The sequence below is a fragment of the Methylobacter marinus A45 genome, assembly GCF_000383855.1.
GTDB lineage: Bacteria > Pseudomonadota > Gammaproteobacteria > Methylococcales > Methylomonadaceae > Methylobacter > Methylobacter marinus.
Genome location: NZ_KB912877.1, coordinates 1907924 through 1934268, shown reverse-complemented (window position 1 = coordinate 1934268; position 26345 = coordinate 1907924). Strand labels below are relative to the sequence as shown.

Below are 26345 nucleotides of genomic sequence, written 5' to 3'. Positions count from 1 at the left end.
AATGGCTGTTGGTAAAGAAATACGCACAAAGATCGGGAGTATCAAAAATACTCAAAAGATCACTCGGGCAATGGAGATGGTTGCCGCGAGTAAAATGCGTAAAACAAAAGACAGAATGCAGGCAACACGTCCATACTCCAAAAAAATCGGCCAGATCATCAAACATCTGGCCCATGCCAATCCGGAGTATAAACACTCTTTTCTCGTTAAGCGTGAGGTTAAACGGGTCGGGATCATTGTTATAAGCTCCGACAGGGGACTGTGCGGCGGTCTGAATGCGAATTTGTTCAGAAAAACGCTGACGCAACTAGCACAATGGGACAAAGCCAATATCGATGTAGACGTTTGTACCATCGGTACAAAGGCCGCCGGTTTTTTCAGTAATCTGAAAACGAATATGGTAGGTCAGGTATCCAAACTGGGTGACACTCCGCACCTTGAGGATATCGTCGGCATCATTAAAATCATGTTGGATGCTTATGAGCAAGGCACTATTGACGAATTGTATGTAATAAACAATGAATTCGTGAATACCATGACTCAAAGGCCTGTTATTGAAAAGCTGCTTCCTGTCGTCGCGGAAGAGATCGAAGAAGGCCTGGGCGGCCATTGGGATTATATCTACGAGCCCGATGCCAAGGAAGTTCTGGATCATCTGTTGACCCGTTATATCGAATCGATCGTCTACCAAGGCCTGGTTGAAAACAATGCCTGTGAACAGGCAGCCAGAATGGTCGCCATGAAGAGCGCTTCGGATAACGCCGGAAATCTGATCGGTGAGTTGCAGTTGGTCTACAACAAAGCCAGACAGGCCGCTATCACGCAGGAAATTTCAGAAATCGTTGCCGGTGCCGCAGCTGTTTAAACCTTTAAGCCCAAGCAAAATCGACACAAATTAAAAGAGGACAACTCAATGAGTTCGGGTAAAATCGTTCAGATTATTGGCGCGGTTGTTGACGTGGAATTTCCACGTGAAGCACTGCCCAAAGTATATGATGCATTAAACGTAGAAGGCAAAGGCCTGGTACTGGAAGTTCAGCAGCAATTAGGTGACGGCGTAGTCAGATCAATTGCCATGGGTAGTACCGATGGCTTAAGCAGAGGCTTGACCGTTAGCAATACTAACGCGCCTATTTCTGTACCGGTCGGGCAGGAAACCCTGGGTCGTATTATGAACGTCCTGGGCGAGCCTATCGATGAAAAAGGCCCTATCGGCGAAAAACAAAAATGGGGCATTCACCGCGAAGCACCCTCCTACGACGAACAAGCGGCCGCCAACGAATTGCTGGAAACCGGCATCAAGGTTATCGACCTGGTCTGCCCTTTCACCAAAGGCGGTAAAGTCGGATTGTTCGGCGGCGCCGGTGTAGGCAAGACCGTTAACATGATGGAACTGATCCGTAACATTGCGATCGAGCACAGCGGCTATTCCGTATTCGCCGGCGTTGGTGAGCGTACTCGTGAAGGTAACGACTTCTATCACGAAATGACCGATTCAAACGTTATCGACAAAGTATCGCTGGTATACGGTCAGATGAACGAGCCGCCCGGCAACAGACTGCGCGTGGCATTGACCGGTTTGACCATGGCGGAGTTCTTCCGTGATGAAGGCCGCGACGTGCTGTTCTTCGTCGACAACATTTACCGTTATACCCTGGCGGGTACCGAAGTATCGGCATTGCTGGGCCGTATGCCTTCCGCGGTAGGTTATCAGCCGACATTGGCGGAAGAAATGGGCGTATTGCAGGAGCGTATTACTTCAACCAAAACCGGTTCGATTACGTCTATCCAGGCCGTTTACGTACCTGCGGACGACTTGACCGACCCATCGCCTGCCACCACCTTCGCTCACTTGGACGCGACCGTCGTATTGTCCCGTCAAATCGCCGAGCTGGGGATTTATCCTGCGATCGATCCACTGGACTCAACCAGCCGTCAGCTCGATCCTTTAGTCATCGGGCAAGAGCACTATGATGTGGCGCGTAAAGTTCAAGGCACCCTGCAACGCTATAAGGAATTGAGAGATATTATCGCGATTCTGGGTATGGACGAGTTGTCGGAAGAAGACAAGCTGATCGTGGCTAGAGCGCGTAAAATGCAGCGTTTCCTGTCACAGCCTTTCTTCGTCGCCGAGGTATTTACCGGTTCACCAGGCAAGTATGTTTCACTGAAAGATACAATCGCCGGCTTCAAAGGCATCATTGATGGTGAATACGACAATATCCCTGAACAAGCCTTCTACATGGTCGGCACCATTGACGAAGCGCTTGAGAAAGCAAAAGGCATGAAGTAAGCCGCCATACTTTTAGATGTATCTTCCCTCCCGGTTTAACCGCCGGGAGAAGATTGAAACAGGTATAACCGATAATGACCATGACCATACATGTAGACATCGTAAGTGCAGAACAGGAGATATTTTCCGGATTAGCGGAAATGGTATTTGCTCCGGCTGAACTTGGCGAAGTAGGTATTTCCCCACGTCATGCTCCATTCATATCAAGACTGAATCCCGGCGAAGTGCGGGTGAAAGTGAACGATAAGGAAAGTTATCCGTTCTATGTATCAGGCGGCATTCTGGAAGTGCAGCCTCATGTGGTCACCATCCTGGCTGATACGGCTATTAGAGCGAAAGATATTGATGAAGCAGCCGCCCTGGAAGCTAAGCATAGAGCCGAAGAAGCTCTGGCGGACAAGTCCAGCAAGATTGATTATGCGACAGCCCAGGCCCAATTGCTTGAAGCTATGATGCAATTGAGGACATTGGACAGGCTGAGAAAGCGCGGCGGATAAGAATATATGGGCTTAAAGCCTGTAAAAACCCGTTAACGTGTTCACGTTATCGGGTTTTTTTTTATTTCAAAAAAAATTTGCGATTATAATGCCGCAAACGACAGCTCAGGCGCGATCGCTTCAAGCTGCGATGCAATAAAAAACATTGGACTGGCTTGGATAACGCACCGGATAAAAGCCTGCAGGCCTGGAACAGACAGAAGCACCCTGTAGCGCGGCAATTGTCCGGTTGATTGATTTACAGGGCGGTTGTTACATACGGGCCGTCACTTGAAAGCAACGGCTGCTGTGAAATTGAGTATGGTCATCGAATATGCCTGAAAAATACAGTAGGGTACGCATCGCGTACCTTTCCCCGGTTCCCACGCTCCTCCTTGGGAACCGATACCGAGCTTTGAGAGCGGCACGTCGTATGGCCCGGTATGCGTTTCCTCATTCCCACGCGGGAGAGACTGTGAAAGTATTCAATTTAAAGGATTTAACCACGAAGGACACGAAGAGCACGAAGTTTTAAGCTTTTGATTAACTTAATTTTTACTTCGTGTCCTTCGTGATCTTCGTGGTGAATTAGGCTTTTTTATGACGTTTTTCACTAATTCATTCACAGCCTCGGGAGCGTGGGAATGCAGACCGCAGCTGAACTGAGCACCGGTATGGGTTCCCACGCAGGAGCATGGGAACCAGGGAGCGAGGAATTAATGCCCTTCAGGGTACGCGAGAGCGCGGGAACGAGGAAAAATACAGTAGGGTACGCATCGCGTACCTTTTCCAGCGATTCCGGTGAATGCCATCCCAAAAGGCACGCAGTACCCAAAGGGCATAAATGCGTACCCTATCGGGTTTATGAAAACCCCGGGCGCCCTACCGGTCAGCGAATGACTTGTCTTTCATGGCGCACATGCCTGAAATTAATGTTTCCGGCTAATAAATAAATGCTCTTGAACTTACTAGCAGTACATTCAATTTAATTATGACGGTTAAATTGTAGGTGCGAATTTATTTATGCCCTATGGGTACTTGTGCCCTTCAGGGGGGTATTCGCACTATTCGCACGCCATGAATACGCTGCAAATTTTACTCGTCAGAACAAGGCCGACTAAATACTAATGACAAGATTTCAACAACTGTCGCGCTTGTGATAATTTATCAGGGCACTCCTCACTCAACCTATGCGTAACATCAGCCAAGAAAAAAACATGAACATTAAAACCATCATTCTGGCGGCCGGCAAAGGGACGCGCATGCGTTCAGAGCGGCCCAAAATACTGCATGAGATTGCCGACAAACCTTTGCTGAAACATGTTTACGACATGAGCCGGCAACTGGAAAACAACAGTATCAAAATTGTTTATGGCCATGGCGCGGAACTGGTAAGAGATACACTGAGCGATCTGGACGCGGTCTGGATAGAGCAAAAACAACAGTTGGGCACGGGCCACGCCGTGCAACAGGTGGCGGATCATATTTCAGACACCGATAACGTGCTGATACTCTACGGCGATGTGCCGCTGCTGAAACTGTCATCGGTGAAGCAACTGATCTCCAATGTCAATGAGCGCTCGCTGGCCTTGCTGACCGTCAATCTTGAAAACCCGGCCGGTTACGGCAGGATCGTCAGAAAAGCGGATGAACAGGTCATCAGGATTGTCGAGGAAAAAGACGCCAATGATCAGGAAAAGCTGATCAAAGAAGTTAATACCGGCATCATGGCGATACCCGGCGATAAGCTGAAAAAATGGCTGAGCCAGCTAAACAACAGCAATGCGCAGGGCGAATATTATCTGACGGACGTCATTGAAATGGCCGTCGCCGACGGCGTGACGATTGTCACGAGCCAGCCGGACACAGCCGATGAAGTGCTGGGCGTCAATAACCGCATGCAGCTCAGCCATCTGGAGCGGGTCTATCAACAACAGCAAGCGGCCATGCTCATGGAGCAAGGCGTCACCTTAAGAGACCCGGCGCGCTTCGACCTGCGCGGAGAGATCGAAAGGCTGGGCCAGGATATCGAAATTGACATCAACGTCATTCTGGAAGGCAAAAACAGCATCGGCAGCAATGTCAAAATAGGTGCTAATACGCATATCAAAAACTCTACCATTGGCGATAATGTAGAGATTCTTGATTTATGCATTATCGAAAACGCCGTCATAGGCAATGGCAGCCGAATCGGCCCCTACGCCAGATTGAGGCCGGAAAGCGTCCTGGCCGAGGATGTACACATCGGTAATTTCGTGGAAATCAAAAAATCATCGGTAGCCACGGGCAGTAAAATCAACCATTTAAGCTATATCGGCGATACGACCGTCGGCAGCAAGGTCAATATCGGCGCCGGAACCATTACCTGCAATTATGACGGCGTGAACAAATTCAGAACGGTCATCGGCGACGGCGCTTTTATCGGCTCCGATACCCAACTGATCGCCCCGGTAACGATCGGCAAAAACGCCACCATTGGCGCCGGCTCCACGATCACTAAAGACAGCCCTGATAATCAACTGACCTTGAGTAGGGCAAGACAAACAACTGTAGATGGATGGCAACGCCCCATTAAACACGATTGCAAGAATGCGAAAGTTCGCGCAGTGTCTGGAAAATCTGCCGACAACTGCAGGGATGCGGAAGCTAGAACAATGTCAGGAACAACTGTCGAGGAAAAATAATATGTGTGGAATTGTAGGTGGTATAGCGCAGCGAAATGTAGTCCCCATCTTATTGGAGGGACTGAAGCGATTGGAATATCGCGGTTACGATTCGGCAGGAATGGCGGTCATAAACGAACGGGAAATATACCGCAAGCGGGAACTGGGCAAGGTGAAAGGCCTGGAAGACTTGCTGCAGGCCGATCCCATCAGCGGCACTATCGGCATCGCCCATACCCGATGGGCGACTCATGGCAAGCCCAGTACGGCTAACGCGCACCCGCATATCTGCAGAAACAAAGTGGCCGTGGTTCATAACGGCATTATCGAAAACCATGAGCAATTACGCGGGATTCAGAAAGAGAACGGCTACAAGTTCACATCGGAAACCGATACCGAAGTCATCGTGCATGAAATTTACCATGCCATGGAAACCTCGAACTCTCTGCTAACCGCCGTGCAGAAAACCGTGAAAAAATTCGAAGGCGCTTACGCCTTGGGCATCATGAGCGTCGAGTATCCCGATACGCTGATCGCCTGCAGAAAAGGCAGCCCCCTGGTAATCGGCGTCGGCATTGGCGAATATTTCATCGCCTCGGATGTCGCGGCCTTGTTGCCGGTCACGCAACGGTTCATTTTCCTTGAAGACGGCGACATCGCGGCGATAACCATAGACGAAGTCGTCATTTACGATGCCAATGACACGATCGTCAATCGGCCCATCAAAACCAGCCAGGTCAAAATCGACGCCGTTGACAAAGGCGAATACCGCCATTACATGCTCAAGGAGATTTATGAACAGCCTTGGGCCATCTCGGAAACCCTGGAAGGCCGGTTCATAAACAATCGCTTGCAGGAGAGTTCCATCGGGCACAATGCCGCGGAGATTTTCGACAAGATAAAATCCGTGCAGATCCTGGCCTGCGGAACCAGTTACCATGCAGGGCTAGTGGCACGCTACTGGTTTGAAAAACTGGCCCGCGTGCCTTGCAATATCGAAGTCGCCAGCGAATTTCGCTACAGAAATCCGGTACTATCGGAAGACACCCTGATCGTCACCATCTCGCAATCCGGCGAAACGGCCGATACCCTGGCCGCCTTGCAGGAAGCGAAAAAACTGGGTGCCAAATATTCACTGGCCATTTGCAATGTGCCGGAGAGCTCGCTGATCAGAGAGTCTGACCTGGTATTAATGACACGGGCCGGCCCTGAAATCGGCGTGGCATCGACCAAAGCCTTCACAACGCAGCTGGCAACACTGATGCTGCTGGTCATTGCCGTCGGCAGACGCTTCCAGCTGACCGAGCAAATGGAGCAAAAAATAACCTCGGAATTATTCAACCTGCCGGAGAAAATCGAACAGGCGCTGCGATTGAATGATGAAATCAAACAATTGTCGGAACAGTTCGCTGAAAAACAGCATGCGCTTTTCCTCGGCCGGGGCACGCATTTTCCGATAGCCATGGAAGGTTCATTAAAGCTCAAGGAAATTTCCTACATCCATGCCGAGGCCTATCCGGCCGGCGAACTGAAACACGGCCCACTGGCACTGATAGACGCGGAAATGCCGGTCATTACCGTAGCGCCGAACAACAGCCTGCTGGAAAAACTGAAATCCAACATGCAGGAAGTCAGCGCCCGCGGCGGCCAGCTGATTGTTTTCATGGATGAAACACTGGCCTCGGAAAGCAGCGAAAATGTACAGATTGTAAAAGTGCCGCAAGTCGAAAATGAAACGGCGCCCATCGTCTACGCCATACCGCTGCAGCTTCTGGCCTACCATGTCGCCGTCTTAAAAGGCACCGACGTCGACCAACCCAGAAACCTGGCGAAATCGGTGACTGTGGAATAGGTTTTGTATCCAATTATTCGGATTCCTGATAATGCGCCGGAACTACCCGAGCAACAAGGAACTAAAACAAAATACTGGCTCCACATGGACAGCATTAAAAAAACGGAATCCGTAAAACTATGGTTACAATGAGATTAGGCGGTATCTCGCATGAACAGTGCCACAGCATATTTATCAAGATACCGCCTTCGGAAATCAGTGAGACGGCAATTCAATATGTCATGAAATTATGAGAATCAAATAGGAAAAGATTATCAGAGATTAAGCTATGAAAGCCCTTTATACCGCTTGGCAAGATCCAGAGACGCGTCTTTGGCATACTGTCGGGCAATTAAGTCGGCAAAACGGGTTATATCGATTCACTTATACTCAAGGAGCATTAGCGTCACCACGCTTTAAATATTTGGGTAGAATGCGGGACTTACATAAAAATTACTACTCGCATGAGCTGTTCCCTTTATTCGCCAATCGGGTATTAAACAGTTCACGCCCGGAATACCCCGATTATGTGCGTTGGTTGGCCCTGGATCCAGCTATAGAAAGCGATCCAATGCAAATACTAGGTCGATCCGGTGGCAAACGGGCAACTGATGAATTATGTGTTTACCCTTATCCTGAAATCAATGAGCAAGGGGAAATGGAATTGTTTTTTCTTAGTCACGGCTTACGCCATCTTGATCAAGTGAGCTTACAACGTATCGACCGATTGCAAAGTGGTGATCCTTTAGCATTAAGGCGGGAAGACAGTAATAATCATGATCATTTTGCCCTGGTACTGGAAACTGAAGAGTCTACCAAAGTTGGGTATTGCCCACGTTATTTGAACCGCGATTTGTGCAGGATTGTGGAAAAAACCACTATAAATTTAACAGTAGAGCGTTTGAACCATGATGCACCTATTCAATTTCGTTTGTTGTGCAAGGCTGTTTTTGCACTGCCATCGAGGTTTAATTTATTTGCGGATGATGAATATTTACTTTTAGATAAGAAAGTAGTTGCGGCATGATCAATAAATATAAAAAACAAAAATCGATGCAATGGAATGAGATAAGCTCAATGATACAGTCTGATAAACTGTAAGGTCGACTAGCCGGCCAACCATTATGCTGCAGCAATATTAATATAGATGGACAAAAAGCTTCTATCGATCCTTTGATGTCCACACATGGCTATTAGTTCGGGAGAGCGTCACTCAGACGCATTCGGACCCAGAATATTTTCAGTGCTATTCGGGTCATGTCATACTTTACATTTTACACGTCGCTATTAGCCTATGCAGCGAAAAAATATCAGGCGAATGTAAATCTGTAAAGCCTAAACCCTTTTGCACTATCCAATTTATCAGAAAGGCGCGGCTACAGCTAGGCTGAACCTTAGACCACCGCGTCACATCTCGACTCTACAATAGCTCCATGAAGGTGCCTATGAGGTGATTCAAAAATCGGATGAATATCTCCTTTGATATCGTATCTAGAAGCCTGAATGTGTTAATCTCCGTTGAATATTTACCAGTGGTAAACTAGAAATATAGAAAAATCAATACAAAAACAAATATTTAACCATTTGCTTGGAAAATTTGGACACCCATCTCTTTATAAACTGAGTAAAAAGGGCGACTCTTAAAATTAAAGTCTCACCTATTACAAGTTACAATGCTTCTCTTACAATACGCAAAAAGCGGGAACACAGAGAGGAAGTATCAAACAAATGAGTCAATCGAATGGACTAGTCACCTTTTTACGCCATTATGGTCCTATCCCAGCAGGGGATAACATGTACGACGAGCTTATCCAAACCGAGATCGATCGACATGTCATAGACCCTGTAATTCATATCAATCCGTCCAGATTGCAAGAAATTCAGGACAATTTCAGCTTACCCACACCTCGTAATGTAATACTTACGGGCACGGCCGGAGATGGAAAGACATATCATTGTCGACGCATTTGGACAGATTTTGGGGGCGATCCTGAACAGTGGAAAGCGGGTGAAAAGATTGTCTCTATATCACTTCCTGCCTCGGGGAAGCACTTAACAATTGTTAAAGACCTAAGCGAGTTGACACAAAAGGAGAAAAGCAACTTACTCGCAGAATTGGCGAATGCGGTATCGCGAAAAAACGACAAAAGTGTTTATCTTGTGGCAGCCAATGATGGACAGCTTCTCGCAAGCTGGCGTGATTGGTCTGATACACAAGGAGAAGGCGCACATAAAGTATTTAGAATCGTGGAAGACATGCTTGTCGAGGATCGGACGACTGACGATGCACTCAATTTGAATCTTTACAATCTCAGCCGCTTGGATGCATCTGAACATTTTCAGGAACTCGTCGAACAAATCGTCGAACATCCTCAGTGGTCACAGTGCGATAGCTGTGAACTGCTCAATCAAGATGGCTCAACAGTCTGCCCCATTCGAATCAATCGTGAACGACTTCGTAATGGAGCTAACGGATCGGTATTTCGCAAACGTCTCGGTGAGTTAATGAAGCTTGCACGAGCCAATCGCATGCATCTGCCTATCCGCGATCTTCTCCTTCTAAGCGTAAACATACTTCTCGGAGACCAGCAAGGACGGAAGATTTTATTAACCTGCCGGACGGCAAAGAACCGAGCAGAAAAACAGGATTATCGACTAACAAATCCTTATTCCAACGTATTTGGGATGAACCTGCCCGAGCGACAACGACAACAATATCAGGTTTTCAGTAATCTTGAGGCCTTTGGGATTGGTCGCGAGACAGATAACAAGTTCGACAATTTGCTTATTTATGGAATGTACGGTGACTCGGAACTCTACAAAGAACTTATGTCGATGGATACTTATTATGGAGCACCTGCCTACGAACCGTATTTGCGCGACTATCTGGAGGGGGCACGGGATAATATAGAAGAGTTTATTCTAACACTCTCTCGGCAAAGGCAACGCCTGTTCTTTTCACTGCCAACTAGTAGTTTGCTCGATCCTTGGCGATTAACTGTTTACCAAGCGTCAGGTCGATTCCTGTCGTTTGTAGACGGACTTGCGAATGGTGGCGATGTGTCGAGAACAATTGAACTAATCGTGCGTGGGCTTAACAGGACGTTTTGCGGTATGATGATTGATGACGGTACAGAGCTGTATTTGGCCTCTTCTGGAGGTGACGGACGCGGTCGAATCGCCTCTTTGCTGAACTATAATATTCCAACAACAAGACATCGCCGAACCCCTTATCTTAATTTTTCGATTGGCGCTGATGGAGTGACACCACGCTTGCAAATTATTGATCCCGCAGGTGGAGGAGATGGCGTGGTTGATAGCCTTACACTCCAATTAACGCATTTTGAGTATCTTGTTCGCGTCGCAAGCGGCAGCCTGCCGGCAAGTTTCTCTCGTCAATGCAACGAAGATTTCCTTGATTTCAAATTACGTCTGATTAAGCGACTTGATGATTTAATCGGTGAACCACCTTCGGGAGATGAGATCAATCTACAGGCGCTGACCGTTGACGAGTGTGGTCGGGCACATCCTGACAATATCCGTATAAGGGCAGGCGCATGAATACACGTCTTGAAGCACCTGCGAAATACCGGAGTGATGTTAATGTCTGGGTTGATGAAGCGATCTGGGGGCATCGCTTTTATAATGACCAAACACCATGGTTGGTATTTCTCGAATTTCTTTCGATTTTCCAGTCGAGACATGCTGAAGGCAAAGCTCTGAATGAAGTTCGGAGAGACGGAGCACATGAATCCTTTACCTATCACATTCCTAGACTGATTCCATTAAGAGAGTTGGTTTTCAACAATCCTCATATTCGCTACATAGAAGAGACCGAGCAGTCTGACCCCGAGAGATGGCGAGCTTGGCTAAAGACTTTTGCGGCTGACGATGACTTCGGTTATCTGCAGAATCGTTTTGGCTCATTCGCGCGTCTAGCCCGAGTTGTAGAGTTTTTCCAGACTACTGCAATTGAACCGCATCGCCAGCGCCGATGGAGCTCCAAGTTCTTATACCCTTACGGTCCTAATTGCCTTTACGCAGATTTACCGGCGAATATAAATGGAAGTCCGGACCGTCGATTCTTCGCACGGAGTGGCGAATTGCTATACCTCATGCTGAACAGGAGTGGCAAGGGAGAAGAAATTGCGGAGAAGATTTCGAAGAAATTATTACGACAAGATGAAACCTGGAATCGAATAGTCCTCGCATTGTTGCCTGATGGTTATCGAGTCGACTCCAATACTGTATCTAGCACCATTGGCTACCTACCTTTTGCAGAGCGATCCGAGTACCGAGAATTAGCAGACACATGGATACGACTGTTGAAGCTGGACCTGTCTGGAGAAGCCCTACTCGATCCTTTGATGCGTCTTTCAGCTTTGCATATGCTGCTTTATATGCTGCGGCGTGCTAGTGAAGAAGTTGGAAATGCAAGCGATCCCAAATTTGTCTTGGAGATTGCCTCGCCGCGAAGAACGACACTTTTTGAACTCTCTAAGGAGAATTTCGGAGCAAATCGAATGCTTTCTACTCGTGCAGTCCGCGCATATGTAGATGCTGCCAGAAAGGATGAGCGATGGCGAGCCGCACTTCAAGCAAGAGCACCTGCTGATGCAATACGAGAATACCTCACACAGCGCTATGAATGGCAACCTGATGATGGTCTACCGTCTGGCGATCCCGAGACGATTTTTGAAACATTCAGAGGATATGCTGAGAAACGCCACCAGCAACACGTCGCAAAGGTGCATATGGAATGGGCACGACAGGTTGGATTGGCCGTATCGCATCGAGGTGCGGGAACATGGTATTCACCAGATGACGCTCTACTCAAAGCCCTTGTAATATGTACGGTTAACGAACGTCGAGAAGAATACCACCGATTCCTCGCCAAACTATATGATCGGTTCCAATTAGTAATTGGAGCTAGCGAGGCGGAGCGTGCTTTCGGAACTTTGCCAACCGACCAGAATGCCTTTATGCAGAACACACAACGCCTTGAACAGCGACTTAAAGCGCTGGGGTTGCTACGCCGCCTTTCTGATGACTGTGCCTATGTCGAAAACCCGTTCAGGAGCGATTCATGACGAGAAACAAACTCATCGCGGCAGTGGCGCTTGACTATATCAAGGCTCACCTTGATCAGGAGCCAGAAGGGACTCTGCGCTTTTGTATGCTTGGCTTGGAGTCTTCTCTCGTACGTTCGATTGCGCAAGCAGTATTGGCCGATTCAGAAACAGGCAAAACGGTCTCAGTTAAAATCTCGGCTATATTCGACCTTGAAGGCATTCTGCCCTCAAAAGCAAGAAGCGATCAATCTATTACACACTGGCGACATTGTAGGCTGGAAGACGAAACGCGCGCGGTACTCTTTGCCGCCTCACAGGAAGAACTCCAACGCAATGACAAGAGTGTTGAAAAGATCACAAAGATAGAAACCGACACACTAAGGACACGCTATGACTCGTGGATTGAAAGAGCCGGTCTAACATCCACTCATCTTGACGAGAGCAAGCGGGAACATCTCTTCACAGCTCTTCAATCGGCAAATCTTACCCATGCAGCACGGACTATCGAGACATTTGCCGATTTTGTACTGGAAATCTCAAAAGGAATCATTACCAAAGGTCTCCCGCTACAAAAAGCTATAGACAATGCTTTACCTAGTCTAAGACTCCCGCGTTACTCCGGTTATTTCGATCGCATCCCTGAGAAAAAACGCGCAAAAATTTCTGAATGGAACAAAATTTTCCGAGATCTACACAGTCGTATCCGACCACTACTTGTACGGGAAACTGAGCGGGGGGAACCAATACTCATCGAACAACTCCGAGCAAATTTTGAAGATATCGCTGATCGCCTTGATGATACGGCATGCAAAGCTATTCAGGATTTTCTAGAGGCTGATTTGCGACTTGATGATTGGTCCGATGCACAAAAAGGTTTGGTTGATCTGGACTGGCGTTCTGTATCCGAATTATTCGAAGGCATTACAAAGAGTGCGTCTGTACCTTTGGGAGAACAGTCAATCAAGTTTTTTGACGATGAGTTCGATGATCTGCTTGAAGATGAAGAACGCGAATTACTCTCAAGTGATTTCCCTAAGGAACCGTCAGACGATCTTGTAGAGTTTTTCGAGTCTCACCGAGAACATCTGGCCCGCGACAAAAAGCTTTCTAGTTCATGGGAACGATATATCTATCGCAATCCACAAACATATAAGGACTTCCTTGTTGGCTTGTTGGCAACGCTGGACAGTCTGCGTCGACGGGTGAGCGATGAAGAGCTGATAGATAGGAAACTAGTCGTACGTATTCCTAACGCAAGGGAGAAGAGTTTCTGGCGTGGCAAAAATGCAAAGATCGCTCGTTATTTTGCATTTCGATATAGAGGGCTAGAAACCCTTTTCTATGGTAAGGTCGAATTCGATTTTGGCAAGCTTTCGGAATTTTACTTTCCGCAAGCCGACAATGATTTGGCAAAAGTTGCATCCGGATCAAAGGACGCGCGTTCGATCAAATTTGAGGTTGTGCTCGATCCTGAAGGTGCAAAAGCCAAGCTTATTTTTCATTGGGAAATGCCAGTTGATGCAATCGCTACAGCGTTACCGGATGACCTGCTGAGCGTTGCAAACCTGGATGATGATCAGGCATTACTGCCAACGGCAGATATTGCACGACAATCTGTCAGTGCTAAGGGAAGCATTCAAAGGATCGTACTTGATGATGTTAATACAATAAGAGACGTAACCAACTCAAACGGTGGCAAACTGGTCGCCCCTAATAAAGACAATGGTGATAGAGGAAGAGCGTTTTTATCCGCTCTAGATGAAATAGCCAACATATTGGGGTCTCAGAATACCACGACCATACGTGAAGCATTTGATTCTTTTCTATATGCGTATACAAAGACCATTCGGGAATGGGTAACAACATCTGGTCCAGGAATTGCGTCAGACGCATTTGTCGAACAAGCTAATGCCTATAATCGACTTCTAAAAAGCCTTCTAGAATACGCTAACAACGATCTCGCAAGAGAGAAGCTTTGGCACGAGACTTTACGCTTCGGTGTCGCGAATGTCGGAGCTGGTGCTCCCGCAGCGATTGTTACACCTTGGCATCCAATGCGACTCGCTGAAATTTACGCCAAGGCCAACCAAGTGGCCAATCTCATAACTGACGTACTCCAGGCCAACGAGGATGATATCTTCCGGGCTGACCTCTTGTTTGGTCAGGTGCAGCTTGAACTTACCTCGAATTATTACCCTGAAGTTTGCATTGGCTTTGATCAGGATCAGCCAATACTGCTTTCAGCAGCCGACACCTCTTATGATTACACTCTTGCTGAACCACCATTGCGCAGGCCTCGTCCAGATGGGGATGATACACTTGATATCGGACCTGATATAGCAGCGAAAGCATTTGCTAATGTCGGCGAGCAGTATCTCAAGCTTCTGCCCCACGAACGGAGCAATTTTTCAGTGGTACTGTTCAATGCTGAGTCAAAGGCTCTACCGAGCGCGCTTGCCTCCGAGCTATCAAGTAAGGTGGAACAAGAGAACGAGCTGCAATGTGATCTACTACTGACGCATTCAGAGCCTAAGCGTATCAGGCGAATCTACGAGCAACAAAACGTCACTGTAAGTGAAGAGTCTGGCTCAATCATGGCAAGTGAAGCAGCACGCAACTTTCTCTCACGACTTCGTGTTGGTTTCCTTGACACAGCAGACCTTCCTGATGATGATGAAAATCGGGCTACAGACCTTGTAGCTCTTCAGGATGTTGTCGCGCGCAATGCAAAACTTGTTTGGAAACGATCACCGGGCGAGCGGCACCCAGAGCTACTAAATCATGTTCCGGCACGCTGGTCTAGACGCCGCCCAATAGGGTTGGCCGACTCGGCAACTTCTGTCTATCTTGCGTGTCCCGCTCAGCCCGTTGCTGGCCAACAATATCTCAACCTGGTGCAGGGATTTCTCGAAGGAGACAATGCACTACCGGGCAACGTTATTCCAGCACGCGAGATCAATTTTCGCGATGGCGATATTGGAGATGTGTTTCGTCAGACCCACAGGATTGGCGAATGGGTTATTAATTTCGATGAACTGGTTGACCGGCGGCTTCTGAGCAATAACGGGGTTCGCGTTATACGTCATATTCACGATCGACATGTTGATCGTAATATTGTCGTCTCGACGACTTCTAAACCTAGGTTATTGCGGGTACTTCTGAAAGAGCGGCTAGAGCGACTTGATCCGAAGATCGTAGGTGGCGATGAAAATTTTATCGACCGTCTGATTGAGCAAGCCAATGCTCTTTCTGGTCAGGTTGTCATGCGAGCTGCGCGCTATGGCCACTATGCAAACGAATTGCTTGGTATCGTATTGTCAATGGAAAAGATCCGTGCAGAGCTCGGGGGAACAGACTTACCTCTAGGCTGGTATTTCCTTGATGATTTTGCGTCTTGGTTCGGACAGCACGAAGAGCAGATTGCAGACATTATGGCCATTGCTCCGCGCATCGAGAATGGCGCTCCAGTTTTAAAGGTTGCAATCTCAGAAGCGAAATTCGTTAGTTCTCGTGGATATAGAACGCACGCAAAGAAATCCGCAAAACAACTGGAGGAAACCGTTGCTCGTATTGGAAGAGCGCTTGATCCTCAGCACAAACGAATTGACCGTGAAATCTGGCTACACCGTTTAGGCGATTTTATGATCGAAGGAATAGAGCCATTTGATCCAGATTTAATGAACGACTGGGATCTCTATAAATGGTCAGATGAAATTCGTCAGGACAATGTCCCGATCCAACTTGCGGGTTTCTCCCATGTATTCATTCACGATAGTGAAGAAAATGTAGATGCAGGAGATCCAACTCCGCTCAAAGCCATGCCTCATTGCACTCAACAGGTTTTTGATAAATCTAGTGTTGCTGGGTTTTTCAGGTCATTCGCCAAGCATGTCTTCGCGAATGATGGGAAAGACTTTCTTGACAGTAAAGAGCGGGGCGCTGCCCTTGTCTCCTCGAAATCTACGTCTGGCAGTTCTGAGGAGCATACCCAGCCTATCGTTGCGCAAAGTTCTCAATCTAAAGAATCATCAGCTGTATCGAACGATGATACCGACACACCCAATCCCATGGGAAAACCTCAGCAAACTGATCCATTATCACTCGATGAAGGCCCAATATCTCAGTTTGAAGCTCAGCTTGAGCCGGAATTAAAAGCGGAAGAGGATGACAATACAGTCTCTGATGAAGTATTGGCGAAATGGTCATCACAAGAGCTCGCGTACTGGGTAAATGCCGGGACTGTTTCGGATGAAGATGATGAAAATACCAAAGCGTGGCTTGAAGCAACAGTCAAATCATTGCAGAGAGCATTGCGCGGTTACGATATGACGGCAGAGCTTATAGGAGCTCGTTTGACGCCTAATGCAGTCCTTGTTCGTTTTCGAGGGTCAGACGATCTCACTGTACCGAAAGTTGAAAAGAAACGGCAAGAATTACTTACCTCTCACGCCATTGATGTCATTAATGTGCTGGCTGCTCCCATGGAAATTATTATCATGGTGAAAAGGCCGCATAGAGCAATCTTACGTTTGCGTGACCTTTGGCGAAGGCGCGAGCTTCCTGAAACTGCGCCTGATTCAAATACGAGCCTACTAATTGGTGCAAAAGAATCAGATGGCGAGCTATTGTATCTTAATGTCGGCAATGAATTTGGAGGCCACCAGCCTCATGGGCCACATACATTAATCGCCGGTGAGACGGGGAGCGGTAAAGGTGTGTTAGTGCAATCTCTTTTACTGGATATCTGCGCTACAAATTCTCCGGAAAGAGCGCGCATACGCATGATAGACCCTAAGGCTGGAATCGACTTCCCATGGCTGCGCAATATGCCGCACCTTGATGGCGACCTGATTACTGAACAGGACAAGGCCATTCATGCTTTAGAAGAATTGGTTGCGGAAATGGAGCGAAGAAACCGCCTTCTAGCTGATGCTGGTGTTACTAAGCTTGATAACTATAATCGCAAGGTTGCTCCTTCCGAACGTCTTCCGCGTATCTGGCTGTTTCACGATGAATTGGCGGACTGGATGATGATCAATGAATATCGGGACGCCGTGGACCTGAACGCTAGTCGTCTTGGCGTAAAAGCGAGAGCAGCCGGAATTAACCTCGTCCTTATTACGCAGCGACCGGACAAGGATGCCCTGCCGATGCAGCTTCGTGCAAACCTTACAAACCGCTTGGTATTGAAAGTTGCAGATAAAAAGAATTCGATGCTTGTTCTTGACGAGCCTGGCGCAGAACGATTACTCGGTCGCGGTCATCTGGCGGCTAAGCTGTCAGGAGAGGGTAGAGTTATCCTCGTCCAGGTGCCATTTGCTTCGGAAGAAGAAATATCTGAACTTGCCCGATTGATTGCAGTTGCACGTAACTATAGTTAGTAATGCATAACAATCAATTCAAACTAGTGAACCAGAATTTATCGAGAGCCGAGTGTTTTTGCTAGATTATGCCGGTTCTGGTGTGGCAATGCCTGAATTGAAGTCTGGTATTGAGCTTACTGAACCTAATAAGACTGGAGAATCTTGGAGTTCATTAGCCGAACTTCTGAAGATTGCCTCTGTTAAATTACGGTTAGATTACGTGCTGGGACTGGTCAGCTCATCTTACATGAGAGCTTTTCTAACACCCAGTACTCATGAGGCTACGTTCTGCGTAGCGATACGATAAATTAGAGGAGTTTTTGTTTGTTCCGAATTACTGCGAGAACCGTTCTAGAACTTGGCTCTGAGTTGATCAGCTCTGACATAATCGCGTTCTACGAACTCATTAAGAATGGCTTCGACGCTCGGACCAAGGCAGGTGTCGATGTTCGATTTGATATCGTGCTCTCTCAGCGAACTTATTTGCGGCTTCAGAAAACCATTGCTTCCAGAGAGGACTTAGAGATATTAAAGGCGCAGATCAAGTCGGAGTTGCTCTCAACGGCTAGTGAAGGAGCGCGCGAGAAGTTTGCTGCGGCTATCGATAAAGCGAAATCTATCAGCTCTTTGTCTCGTGAATTCGAGAGAGCACAGAAACGTTATAACACGATTACCGTATCTGATAGTGGTGTTGGAATGTCGTTAGCTGATCTTGAACGTAATTTTCTGGTAATTGGTACGCCGTCACGAAGGAAAGAAGTAGAGGCAGCGCTCAAGCGTGGCGACGAGCAGACACCGTACCTTGGCGAGAAAGGTATTGGCCGGCTTTCTGCCATGCGACTTGGAGAGCACCTTAAAGTTAAGACAGCGAAAGCAACCGATACAAATTTCAATATTCTTGAAATCGACTGGTCAGCATTTGGTGATGTCGATGCCATGCTTGACCAGATACCGATTGCGCCAATTATCGGTGATCCAAAACCAAACACTGATTGGTCAGGTACCTCAATCATAATCAGTGATCTCACAGAAAATTGGACTGAGCCCCGTGTTCGCGAAATGGCTGAGTACGATTATGCTCGCCTGACAGATCCATTCTCTGATGCCGGGTCTCGTCCCCGTATCGCGATCTATTGGAATGGAGAACGTATGGCAATTCCAATTATGTCGAATGCTCTTCTCAACGCAGCACATGCGTGCGTGAATGGGACTTATGAAATTATTGATGATTCACCGGTCCTTACCTGCAATTTTGAAGCGCGTAGTCTAGGCTTTGACCATCCGGTCGAACGGCAAACACTGAAGCTCTCAGAAGAAGATCTTCAAGCGGCGATAATTGGCAAAGATGGCCTAGTAGAGGATTCGGCGCTTACGTCTATTGGACCATTCAGCTTCGAAGCGCACTGGTACAACCGACGTAGACTCTCTGCCATCGATACTATTGGTGAACAGCGCGCAGTGCGGGAGTTGCAGGAGAAATGGTCCGGAATTCTTTTGTTTCGTGATCGATTCCGGGTTTTCCCTTATGGCGAAGATGAGGATGACTGGTTGGAGCTTGACCGAAAAGCACTTCGAAGATCGGGATATACGCTCAATAAGACGCAGTTTATCGGTCGCGTAAACATATCACGAACTCGCAATCCAATGTTGGTCGATCAAACCAATCGTGAAGGCTTGCGTGAGACCTCGGAACAATATGTGCTTCTTCAAGTGTTGCGATATGCTGTTCAGGATCGACTAGGCGCGTTCATGCATGACGTCGAACGGCAATACAAGCACAACAAGGTCGATTTTTCTGATGCGCAAGCAAAAGTTACTAAGCTTGAGGATCGAGCACGGACTGCCATCCGAAAGTTAAAAAAACTCACTCCTACTGAAGGCAATGAGGCGATTGAGGATCTTCAGCAGACTTTGTTTGAGTTTTCTGAGTTTGCTGCGCAGGCTCGGAGACGAATTGAGGAGGTAGAACAAGAAAGTCGTCAGATGGTTGAGATGGCTGGTGTTGGCCTGATGGTAGAGGTTGTGGCTCACGAACTGGCGCGGGCTTCAGAGAATGCACTTAGAGCACTTACCAAGCTTAAAGATAATGATGTGCCCGATCGGCTACGAAGCTATTTCAACACGCTTCAGGCTGAAATGAAAAGCATTGGGACACGCGTTCGTGTTTTGGATCCAATGAGTGTCTCTGGTCGCCAACGGTCTGAGGTTTTTGCTCTGGACGAATTAATTCGTGATGCAGTTGGGGCGCATGAGGCACAATTCAAACGGCATAAAATAACCGTTGTACTAGACCTCCCAGGTCGTCCTCTAAATTTGCGTGCAGTAAAGGGTATGATTGTACAAATAATAGAAAACCTCATTTCAAATTCAGTCTATTGGTTAGATATGCGAGCAGAACGCGAACCGTCGTTTAAAGCCGAGATCAGGATCGGCTTGTCGAGTGCGCCGCCAACAATGACATTTGAAGACAACGGCCGTGGAATAGCGCCAGAAAACCACGAACAGGTATTCAAGATGTTTTTCTCGCTCAAAGACAACCGACGGCGGCGAGGGCTTGGTCTTTACATCGCCCGTGATGCAGCCCAATATCATGGCGGCACATTAGCGCTTGACGCAGAACGCAACCTAGAAACTGGTCGTCTGCATCGCTTTGTTCTCGAATTACCAGCAGGAGCCGAAGTATGAATCTTAAAGACCTGCTGGTGGAAAAGGGAATTAGACGAGCACTCGTCGTAGACGATGTCTGCGATGCCATACCAACTGCAAATGATATTGATCCATCAAATGAAGCTTGGTCGATGTTCAACGATGATTTAACCTTAGAGCACCGGCTTAAGCTTGTAGAGGCTTACCCTCCGGCCGCAGAACGGCGCTTCGATGAGCTTATAGCCGATGACCAATATGTTGAAGCTGTTTGGAATCTCCGCAGCGAACTCGGCACAATATGTGAGCCGGTGTTTGCTACATACATCGATGATCAAGATTCTGACCATCGCTATATAGATCTAGCTGTGGAGAAACTCCAAGCTCTTGGTCTCTCATGCGAAACTTTCGGACGAAACTTTTCGGATGCCGCCCAACAAGCTGATCTGATATTGATCGATTTGTTTTTCGGTAAAACTCAAGATGATGGGTCACTAAAGGAATCAATGGCCAAGCTGAAGCAGGCTCTAACGAACCGACTCGATAATCCCCCGTTAGTTATCCTCATGTCACGTAGCACCCGCCTAGAAGCAAAGCGTGATGAATTCCGAGACCATGTTGGTTTATTAGATTCTGCATTCCGCATCATCAAGAAGGCTGATTTAGAGGATACTGACCATCTTGAACGCCAGGTTGAGCGCCTTGCTGAAAACGCTGTGGACTCTCGTAAATTGGCTGCATTCTTCTGCGCGCTTGAAAAAGGTATGGAGAATGCGACCAAGAGGACGCTAGAACTATTCCGAAAATTGCGTCTTTCCGACATTGGGCAAATTCAGCAACTTCTGTTAAGCGACGAAGAGGCACCTACCGGAAGCTATCTTGTCGATGTATTTGATCGTGTTCTTCAGCATGAGATCGAACGAGAAGCTGGCATCATTGATGCCGCACTTGTTCTTAACGAGTTTTCTGCTGCGAGCTATCCGCCGCCTTACGTCGCTGGTTCACCAGATTTACAAGAACTAGTTGAGCGTCTATTGACTCAGAATGCAGAAAGATTGCGTTTACCAGGGGCGCTCGAAGCTCGTGTGGCTTTCGGTGACATTCTCAAAATGACCGACACCGCGAATGCCGATCGCCTCAAATCAGTGCTGCTTGTTGACACGAGCCCAGATAAAGTCCTGTTAGTTTTGACCCCGGCATGCGACCTACAACGTAGTGGAGCCCCTCGGATTCTATTATTAGTGGGGACACTCCAACCGCTAGAGGTGAGCGCTTGGTCGTACAAAGATGATGCGCGAACACCAGTGATCCGTATTGGCAACGAGTTGAAATGGATCACTTGGAACTTGAAACACATTGATACGGTTTCGCATGAACAGCTCGAAAAGGTTTTCGAATCTGGCGATCTCGACGTCGTTGCTCGTCTTCGCGAAGCCCATGTGCTCGAGTTGCAGCAGAAGGTATTGTCAGGGCTTGGGCGAGTAGGAATGGTGGCAAAGCTGCCTGCAACCTTTCCGGTAGATGTCGAAGTTTATTATGCCAATGCTGAGAGAGTTCCAGTGAGGCTTACGGTGCCAGCCCTTTCTGAAGGTGCAGTGTGTTATGTTGGACGTGACGATAAGAGTAATCCGGTTTTGCGCCTCGTCATGACAGATCACAGCTGCGATGGTGTGATAGATGCTGTTGTGGATCTCAAAGAAGATCAAGTTGCCGAAAGGGCGCGAAAAGCATTCAAGCATGTGCGCACATCGCATGATTTGCGGCAGATGTTGACGAATGGTCTTAGCCTCAAAGGAGTGAAAGATAACGGATGGTTTTACATCTCTTCCTTAACCGATACGGGGCGAATTCCAAAGTTGGGTCTAATTGCTTGGAATTATTCGATCAGCGCAACTCCACTTAACGGAAGTGATCTTACAAAAGCTGGCATCATCCTTTTGGTAAAAGATAGGGTGCAGGCTGAAGCGCTAGGTTTTGATGCAGCAGTGCGGAGCGGGCTTGTCCATCCCAATCTGGAGGAGCCTGATTCCGAACAATCAACTGAGTTATGTATGCCCGAGGAATCGACAAGCTAGTTAATTAACCCCAGTATTGCATAAATTACCGAACTAGACGCTCGAATCATCGACTCAGGAAGTTTAAATGTTTAGACGAACCAATTGGGCTAACTGGATTTAAGATATGGCAGATGGTGACAACGTACTGCTAACGCCGCTAGAGGCTGCCCTCCGACTTGGAATTACAGCAGAACTACTTTTTCAATTTACAAAACTTAATTTCGCTAAAGCCAGCGGCCTGCGCTCTCTGCGCGCTGTGGAGCGCGATGGGAAAACCCATTTTAATGCATACGAACTAGATGAATTTGATAAATTGCTCTCCGGATATTGGTGCGGTCCTACCGAAGCCCGTCCTAATATTCCGAAGGCGATTCTAGATCATCTTAGGGCTGAAAGCCAAAATCAATGCGCGCGTTGTGGCTCAGGCATTGGTGTAGATACAGCACACATTGTTCCTTGGGCAGTCGGTAGATCTCACCACCCTCATAATTTGATTCGCATCTGTGCATCATGTCACCGAGAGCATGATGCACAGCAAAGCTTATCAACCGAAGAGTTGCAAAAAATAAAGCAAACTTTAATTGATCGTACACGTGCAAGATTAAAGAACCGAGATCAACCTCCGGCATCCCGTCTTCGCCCTCCAAGGCATTCTAAGCAATTCTTTGGTAGAGAAAGTGAGTTGAAGACACTTACAAATGCGTTGCAACTAGGCGAGTCCGTGATTATTAGCGGGGTCGGTGGCATCGGAAAATCTGAATTGCTCTTACAGGCATTGAGCCGAATTGAATTGGGACGAACAGTGCTTTGGTGCAACATTGAGCAGTATCGAAGCGTGACAGACTTCGTCATGGCGTTACGCACTGCGCTTACAGACGATGATATAGCATGTAGTGAAGCAGAGCTCCCGTCTCGCCTAGACAATGTTCAAGCATGTGTTGTATTTGACGGTATAGAGCAGAGTAGTCTAAATAACTTAGATGAATTCGAAGATGCAATAACACGATTGCTGCACGAAACATATTTCACGCAGTTCGTTTTGACAAGCCAAGTCATGCTGTACCGATTCCCTGCAGATGCTCGTCTTCAACTTAAAGGGTTAAATGAATCTGCCAGCCGATTGCTATTTCATGAATCTTATGCTGGGCACAGCGCGGACACTAACGACCACTCTGACTTAGAATTACTGCGGTTCTGCGATGGACATGCTTTGGCAATTCGGTTTGCCGGAGCATTGACAGAATATTATGGAGGCGCTGTTAGTGCTATGGCAGCGATTAAGAGAAATGGAACACAGTCTTTTCGTTTGCCTGGCCGAAAGACTCATAGCCGCCAAACCTCTTTAGATCTATGTCTTCAGACCGCGTATACAACCCTCTCCGAGGATAGTCGAAAATTACTCTGGGCTCTGGCACTAGCGCCAGCAGGGTTTTTTACGCAATATATAGAAGGAAATTGCATCGATATAGAAAATACTTCTGAGGCACTGGCTTCTCTTCGGCGATGGCACTTTGTTGATGTTATTCTCATAAACGATAAACTAAGTCGTAGCCGACTACTGGCGCCAATTCGCCAATTTGTGATAGATCGAGCACGAACCGACGAGCTGGAATTGTATGAACACGTAATTCGTTGCACGGTTCGAGACCTTGGTGTGATGGTGGCAGTACTCGAACTCAATTACGACACTCCAGAAGGCACGCCTCACGTTATGCAACGGTATGAGGTAGAGCTACCTAATTTCTTGAATGTCCTAGAGCTCGCTCGGACAAGAGAGAAAGATCGGGAGCTGGTAAAAACTGCAATATCCATCGCTCGTTCTTTAATTCGCTATTTCTTCGTTTCGCGAATACCGGAACAGGGCACCCAAGTCATGTTAGAAGCAACCGAACTCGCACTTCGTTCCATAAATTTGGTCGATGCATCGAAATTGGCGATGTCATTTATGTCGTTAGCATCTCGCAGTTTCGATGACTCGCTAATTACCAAGGGGCTCAATTTAGTTGATCGAATAGAGAATATTATTGACTCAGCAGAGGGTTTGCCAGATTTAGCTATTTCCCGAGCAATTGCCGCACAAAATTTTGGGGATTTTTCATCAGCAGAGCAGCATGCTCGAAAAGCCTTTGAAGGCTATCGTGCTCGACTCCACTCTGTTAAGGAAAACAGTCAACCAGATGGCAATCAGGGTCTACACAACGATATATCTTGCGCACTCGGAATTCTAGGTTATTCGCTTCTCTCTCAAAGTAGATATAAGGAAGCGATAAAAGCGTATCGTCATTCTCTCAATCATGAAAGGGGGGGCTCAATTGGCGTAAATCGTGGACAAACTCTGCATCAGATTGGAAATTGTGAGGCCTACCAAGGTAACTACAAAGCTGCAGCAGAACTCTATTTTGAAGCTGCCAAAATCTTTCACTTCGTTAGGATGGAAGAATATTTAAGCAACGCTTCTGGGGAGCTAGGATACACTCTGTTAGATATAGACTGGCCCGAAATTCTTGATCAGTTGAGTGAAGAACTAGTTGATTGTGTACTCGTAGATCTAAGTAACGATACTAAACGCGTCTTCAACCCTACGAGGCCGCTCGATCACCAACAATGCATTCGGATAATCAGAAAACTGTTTGGGACCATGATCCTTGTTAGTCTTGCGGAATATGGAGGCAAACTAAAAGAATTTTGCGTTAATTTGGCTAATGCAACGATTGTAGCGCTCGGGGAACAAGTTAATAACGGGGCGCGAGATAAGGATGAAGTTTTCCCTATTGTAACAGTCGATTTGATACTGCACATTGGACTGTTGATTGCACAAGGCGAGATTGATCTTAAAGAGGAAGGCGATATAACGAATGAGACTACTAAGGAGCTCTTGCAGATTGTATGCGGGGCTCATGACTGGGCTTATGACGTCATGCGCCTAGCCGATTGGCTTTCAGTCTATTTTACACGACGATGGGACTTTAAAGAGGTTAAAGCTAGTCGTTTACGTGAGTTTGCTTTGAATTATCGATATGATATCGAAGATCATATTGAATTGGAGCGTTAGTTAATCAAGCCTGAAAACAAAAACTAGAGCTTCACTTCTCTGAATCTGTCGCGTCACTACTTGTGGCATGCGAGACATACCTTAGTCTTACCATAAAGGTCATCTATATCCAAAGGCTCACTATCAGTGCGCAATGGATTAGGTTGCGTTTTGCTCTTTAATCTGATCAGGCGCTGCGCGTGGTCTTCTTTAATTTGCTGTATGCGCTCCGGCTTGGAAAGTTCTTCCAGGGATTCTCCTTGATTCCATGTAAAAGGTGAACCATGGTCAACGGAATTTTTTTCATAGGTTTTTGCTTCTTCAAAAGCTTCGGGGTGCCTTTCCATCAACCGCACCCATTCAATTTTTTGCTGGTAGAAACAGAATGTGCAGCCACTACGAGTTCTCCAGGAATAATACTTGGGCAGGCCCAAACCTGCTCCATCTAAAATCTCCAAAACGCCTGCTTTGTCTATGCCAGCCTCTTTAAAAGGTAGCTTTACTATAAGGTTTTCATGTTTTGAAGAATACCCTTCGCGGTATTCTTCATCTCCGCGAATAGCGACATAACTATAGATTTTTATTCCGTCCTCCAGCATAGGACGTACCCAGTTCTCAAAAGGACGCAACTTTAATTGCCGAGTACACCAACGAGTTTGCGCAGACGGAAGAAAGTCGTTGTATTGTTTCAGCCAGAAATCGAAATCACGATCAGGATTGAGCATTCGTATAGGTTGACCAAGGAAACCTTCAAGCCTTCCCAAATACTCATAAACTTCGGGAAGTTCCTTCCCTGTGTCCGTAAAGAAATATTCGACCTCAATATCTGGGTGATGCTGACGCATATAGACGGCTAGCGCAGCGCTGTCTCGACCTCCAGACAATCCCAGAACGTGCTTTTCCTTTATAGACATAT

Annotated in this window: 13 protein-coding genes; 12 read left to right on the top strand and 1 reads right to left on the bottom strand. The window is 47.2% G+C overall.

From position 1 onward, the window contains the following. Position 1 precedes the first annotated feature (1 nt). The 12 genes from atpG (at position 2) to METMA_RS0108805 (ending at position 25450) form a co-directional block, all read left to right on the top strand. Positions 2-865 carry a F0F1 ATP synthase subunit gamma gene (atpG, locus tag METMA_RS0108855; RefSeq protein WP_027147169.1) on the top strand — a complete coding sequence of 288 codons (864 nt, stop codon included), beginning with the start codon at positions 2-4 and terminating at the stop codon, positions 863-865. 48 nt (positions 866-913) lie between these two features. Further along, on the top strand, positions 914-2293 hold the full coding sequence (gene atpD, locus METMA_RS0108850) for a F0F1 ATP synthase subunit beta (RefSeq protein ID WP_020158723.1): 1380 nt from the start codon (positions 914-916) through the stop codon (positions 2291-2293). Positions 2294-2367: 74 nt separating this feature from the next. Further along, entirely contained in the window at positions 2368-2790 is a 423-nt protein-coding gene (locus METMA_RS0108845) for a F0F1 ATP synthase subunit epsilon (protein WP_020158722.1), read from the top strand. A 1196-nt stretch (positions 2791-3986) separates the two neighbouring features. Continuing rightward, positions 3987-5453, top strand: a complete 1467-nt coding sequence (glmU, locus tag METMA_RS0108840; RefSeq protein WP_084254186.1) for a bifunctional UDP-N-acetylglucosamine diphosphorylase/glucosamine-1-phosphate N-acetyltransferase GlmU — start codon at positions 3987-3989, stop codon at positions 5451-5453. Between the two features lies 1 nt (position 5454). Then, positions 5455-7284, top strand: a complete 1830-nt coding sequence (gene glmS / locus METMA_RS0108835) for a glutamine--fructose-6-phosphate transaminase (isomerizing) (protein WP_027147168.1) — start codon at positions 5455-5457, stop codon at positions 7282-7284. Between the two features lie 268 nt (positions 7285-7552). Further along, positions 7553-8290 carry an HIRAN domain-containing protein gene (locus tag METMA_RS24325; protein ID WP_040590469.1) on the top strand — a complete coding sequence of 246 codons (738 nt, stop codon included), beginning with the start codon at positions 7553-7555 and terminating at the stop codon, positions 8288-8290. A 767-nt stretch (positions 8291-9057) separates the two neighbouring features. Continuing rightward, positions 9058-10824 (top strand): hypothetical protein, encoded by a 1767-nt coding sequence (locus tag METMA_RS0108830; protein ID WP_020158719.1) that lies wholly within the window; start codon positions 9058-9060, stop codon positions 10822-10824. Continuing rightward, complete coding sequence (locus tag METMA_RS0108825; protein WP_020158718.1) at positions 10821-12353, top strand: hypothetical protein; 1533 nt, start codon at positions 10821-10823, stop codon at positions 12351-12353. The genes METMA_RS0108830 and METMA_RS0108825 overlap by 4 nt, the downstream gene beginning before the upstream one ends. Beyond that, positions 12350-17716, top strand: a complete 5367-nt coding sequence (locus METMA_RS0108820; protein ID WP_020158717.1) for an FtsK/SpoIIIE domain-containing protein — start codon at positions 12350-12352, stop codon at positions 17714-17716. The genes METMA_RS0108825 and METMA_RS0108820 overlap by 4 nt, the downstream gene beginning before the upstream one ends. Before the next feature lie 306 nt (positions 17717-18022). Continuing rightward, positions 18023-20383, top strand: coding sequence for a sensor histidine kinase (locus METMA_RS0108815; protein WP_020158716.1), 2361 nt, complete (start codon positions 18023-18025; stop codon positions 20381-20383). Continuing rightward, on the top strand, positions 20380-22416 hold the full coding sequence (locus METMA_RS0108810; protein ID WP_020158715.1) for a hypothetical protein: 2037 nt from the start codon (positions 20380-20382) through the stop codon (positions 22414-22416). The genes METMA_RS0108815 and METMA_RS0108810 overlap by 4 nt, the downstream gene beginning before the upstream one ends. A 106-nt stretch (positions 22417-22522) precedes the next feature. After that, on the top strand, positions 22523-25450 hold the full coding sequence (locus METMA_RS0108805) for an AAA family ATPase (protein ID WP_020158714.1): 2928 nt from the start codon (positions 22523-22525) through the stop codon (positions 25448-25450). Between the two features lie 56 nt (positions 25451-25506). Here the strand turns inward: METMA_RS0108805 and METMA_RS0108800 are convergent, their stop codons facing one another. After that, positions 25507-26343: a phosphoadenosine phosphosulfate reductase family protein gene (locus METMA_RS0108800; RefSeq protein WP_020158713.1), complete on the bottom strand. Its 837-nt coding sequence runs from the start codon at positions 26341-26343 to the stop codon at positions 25507-25509. Positions 26344-26345 lie beyond the last annotated feature (2 nt).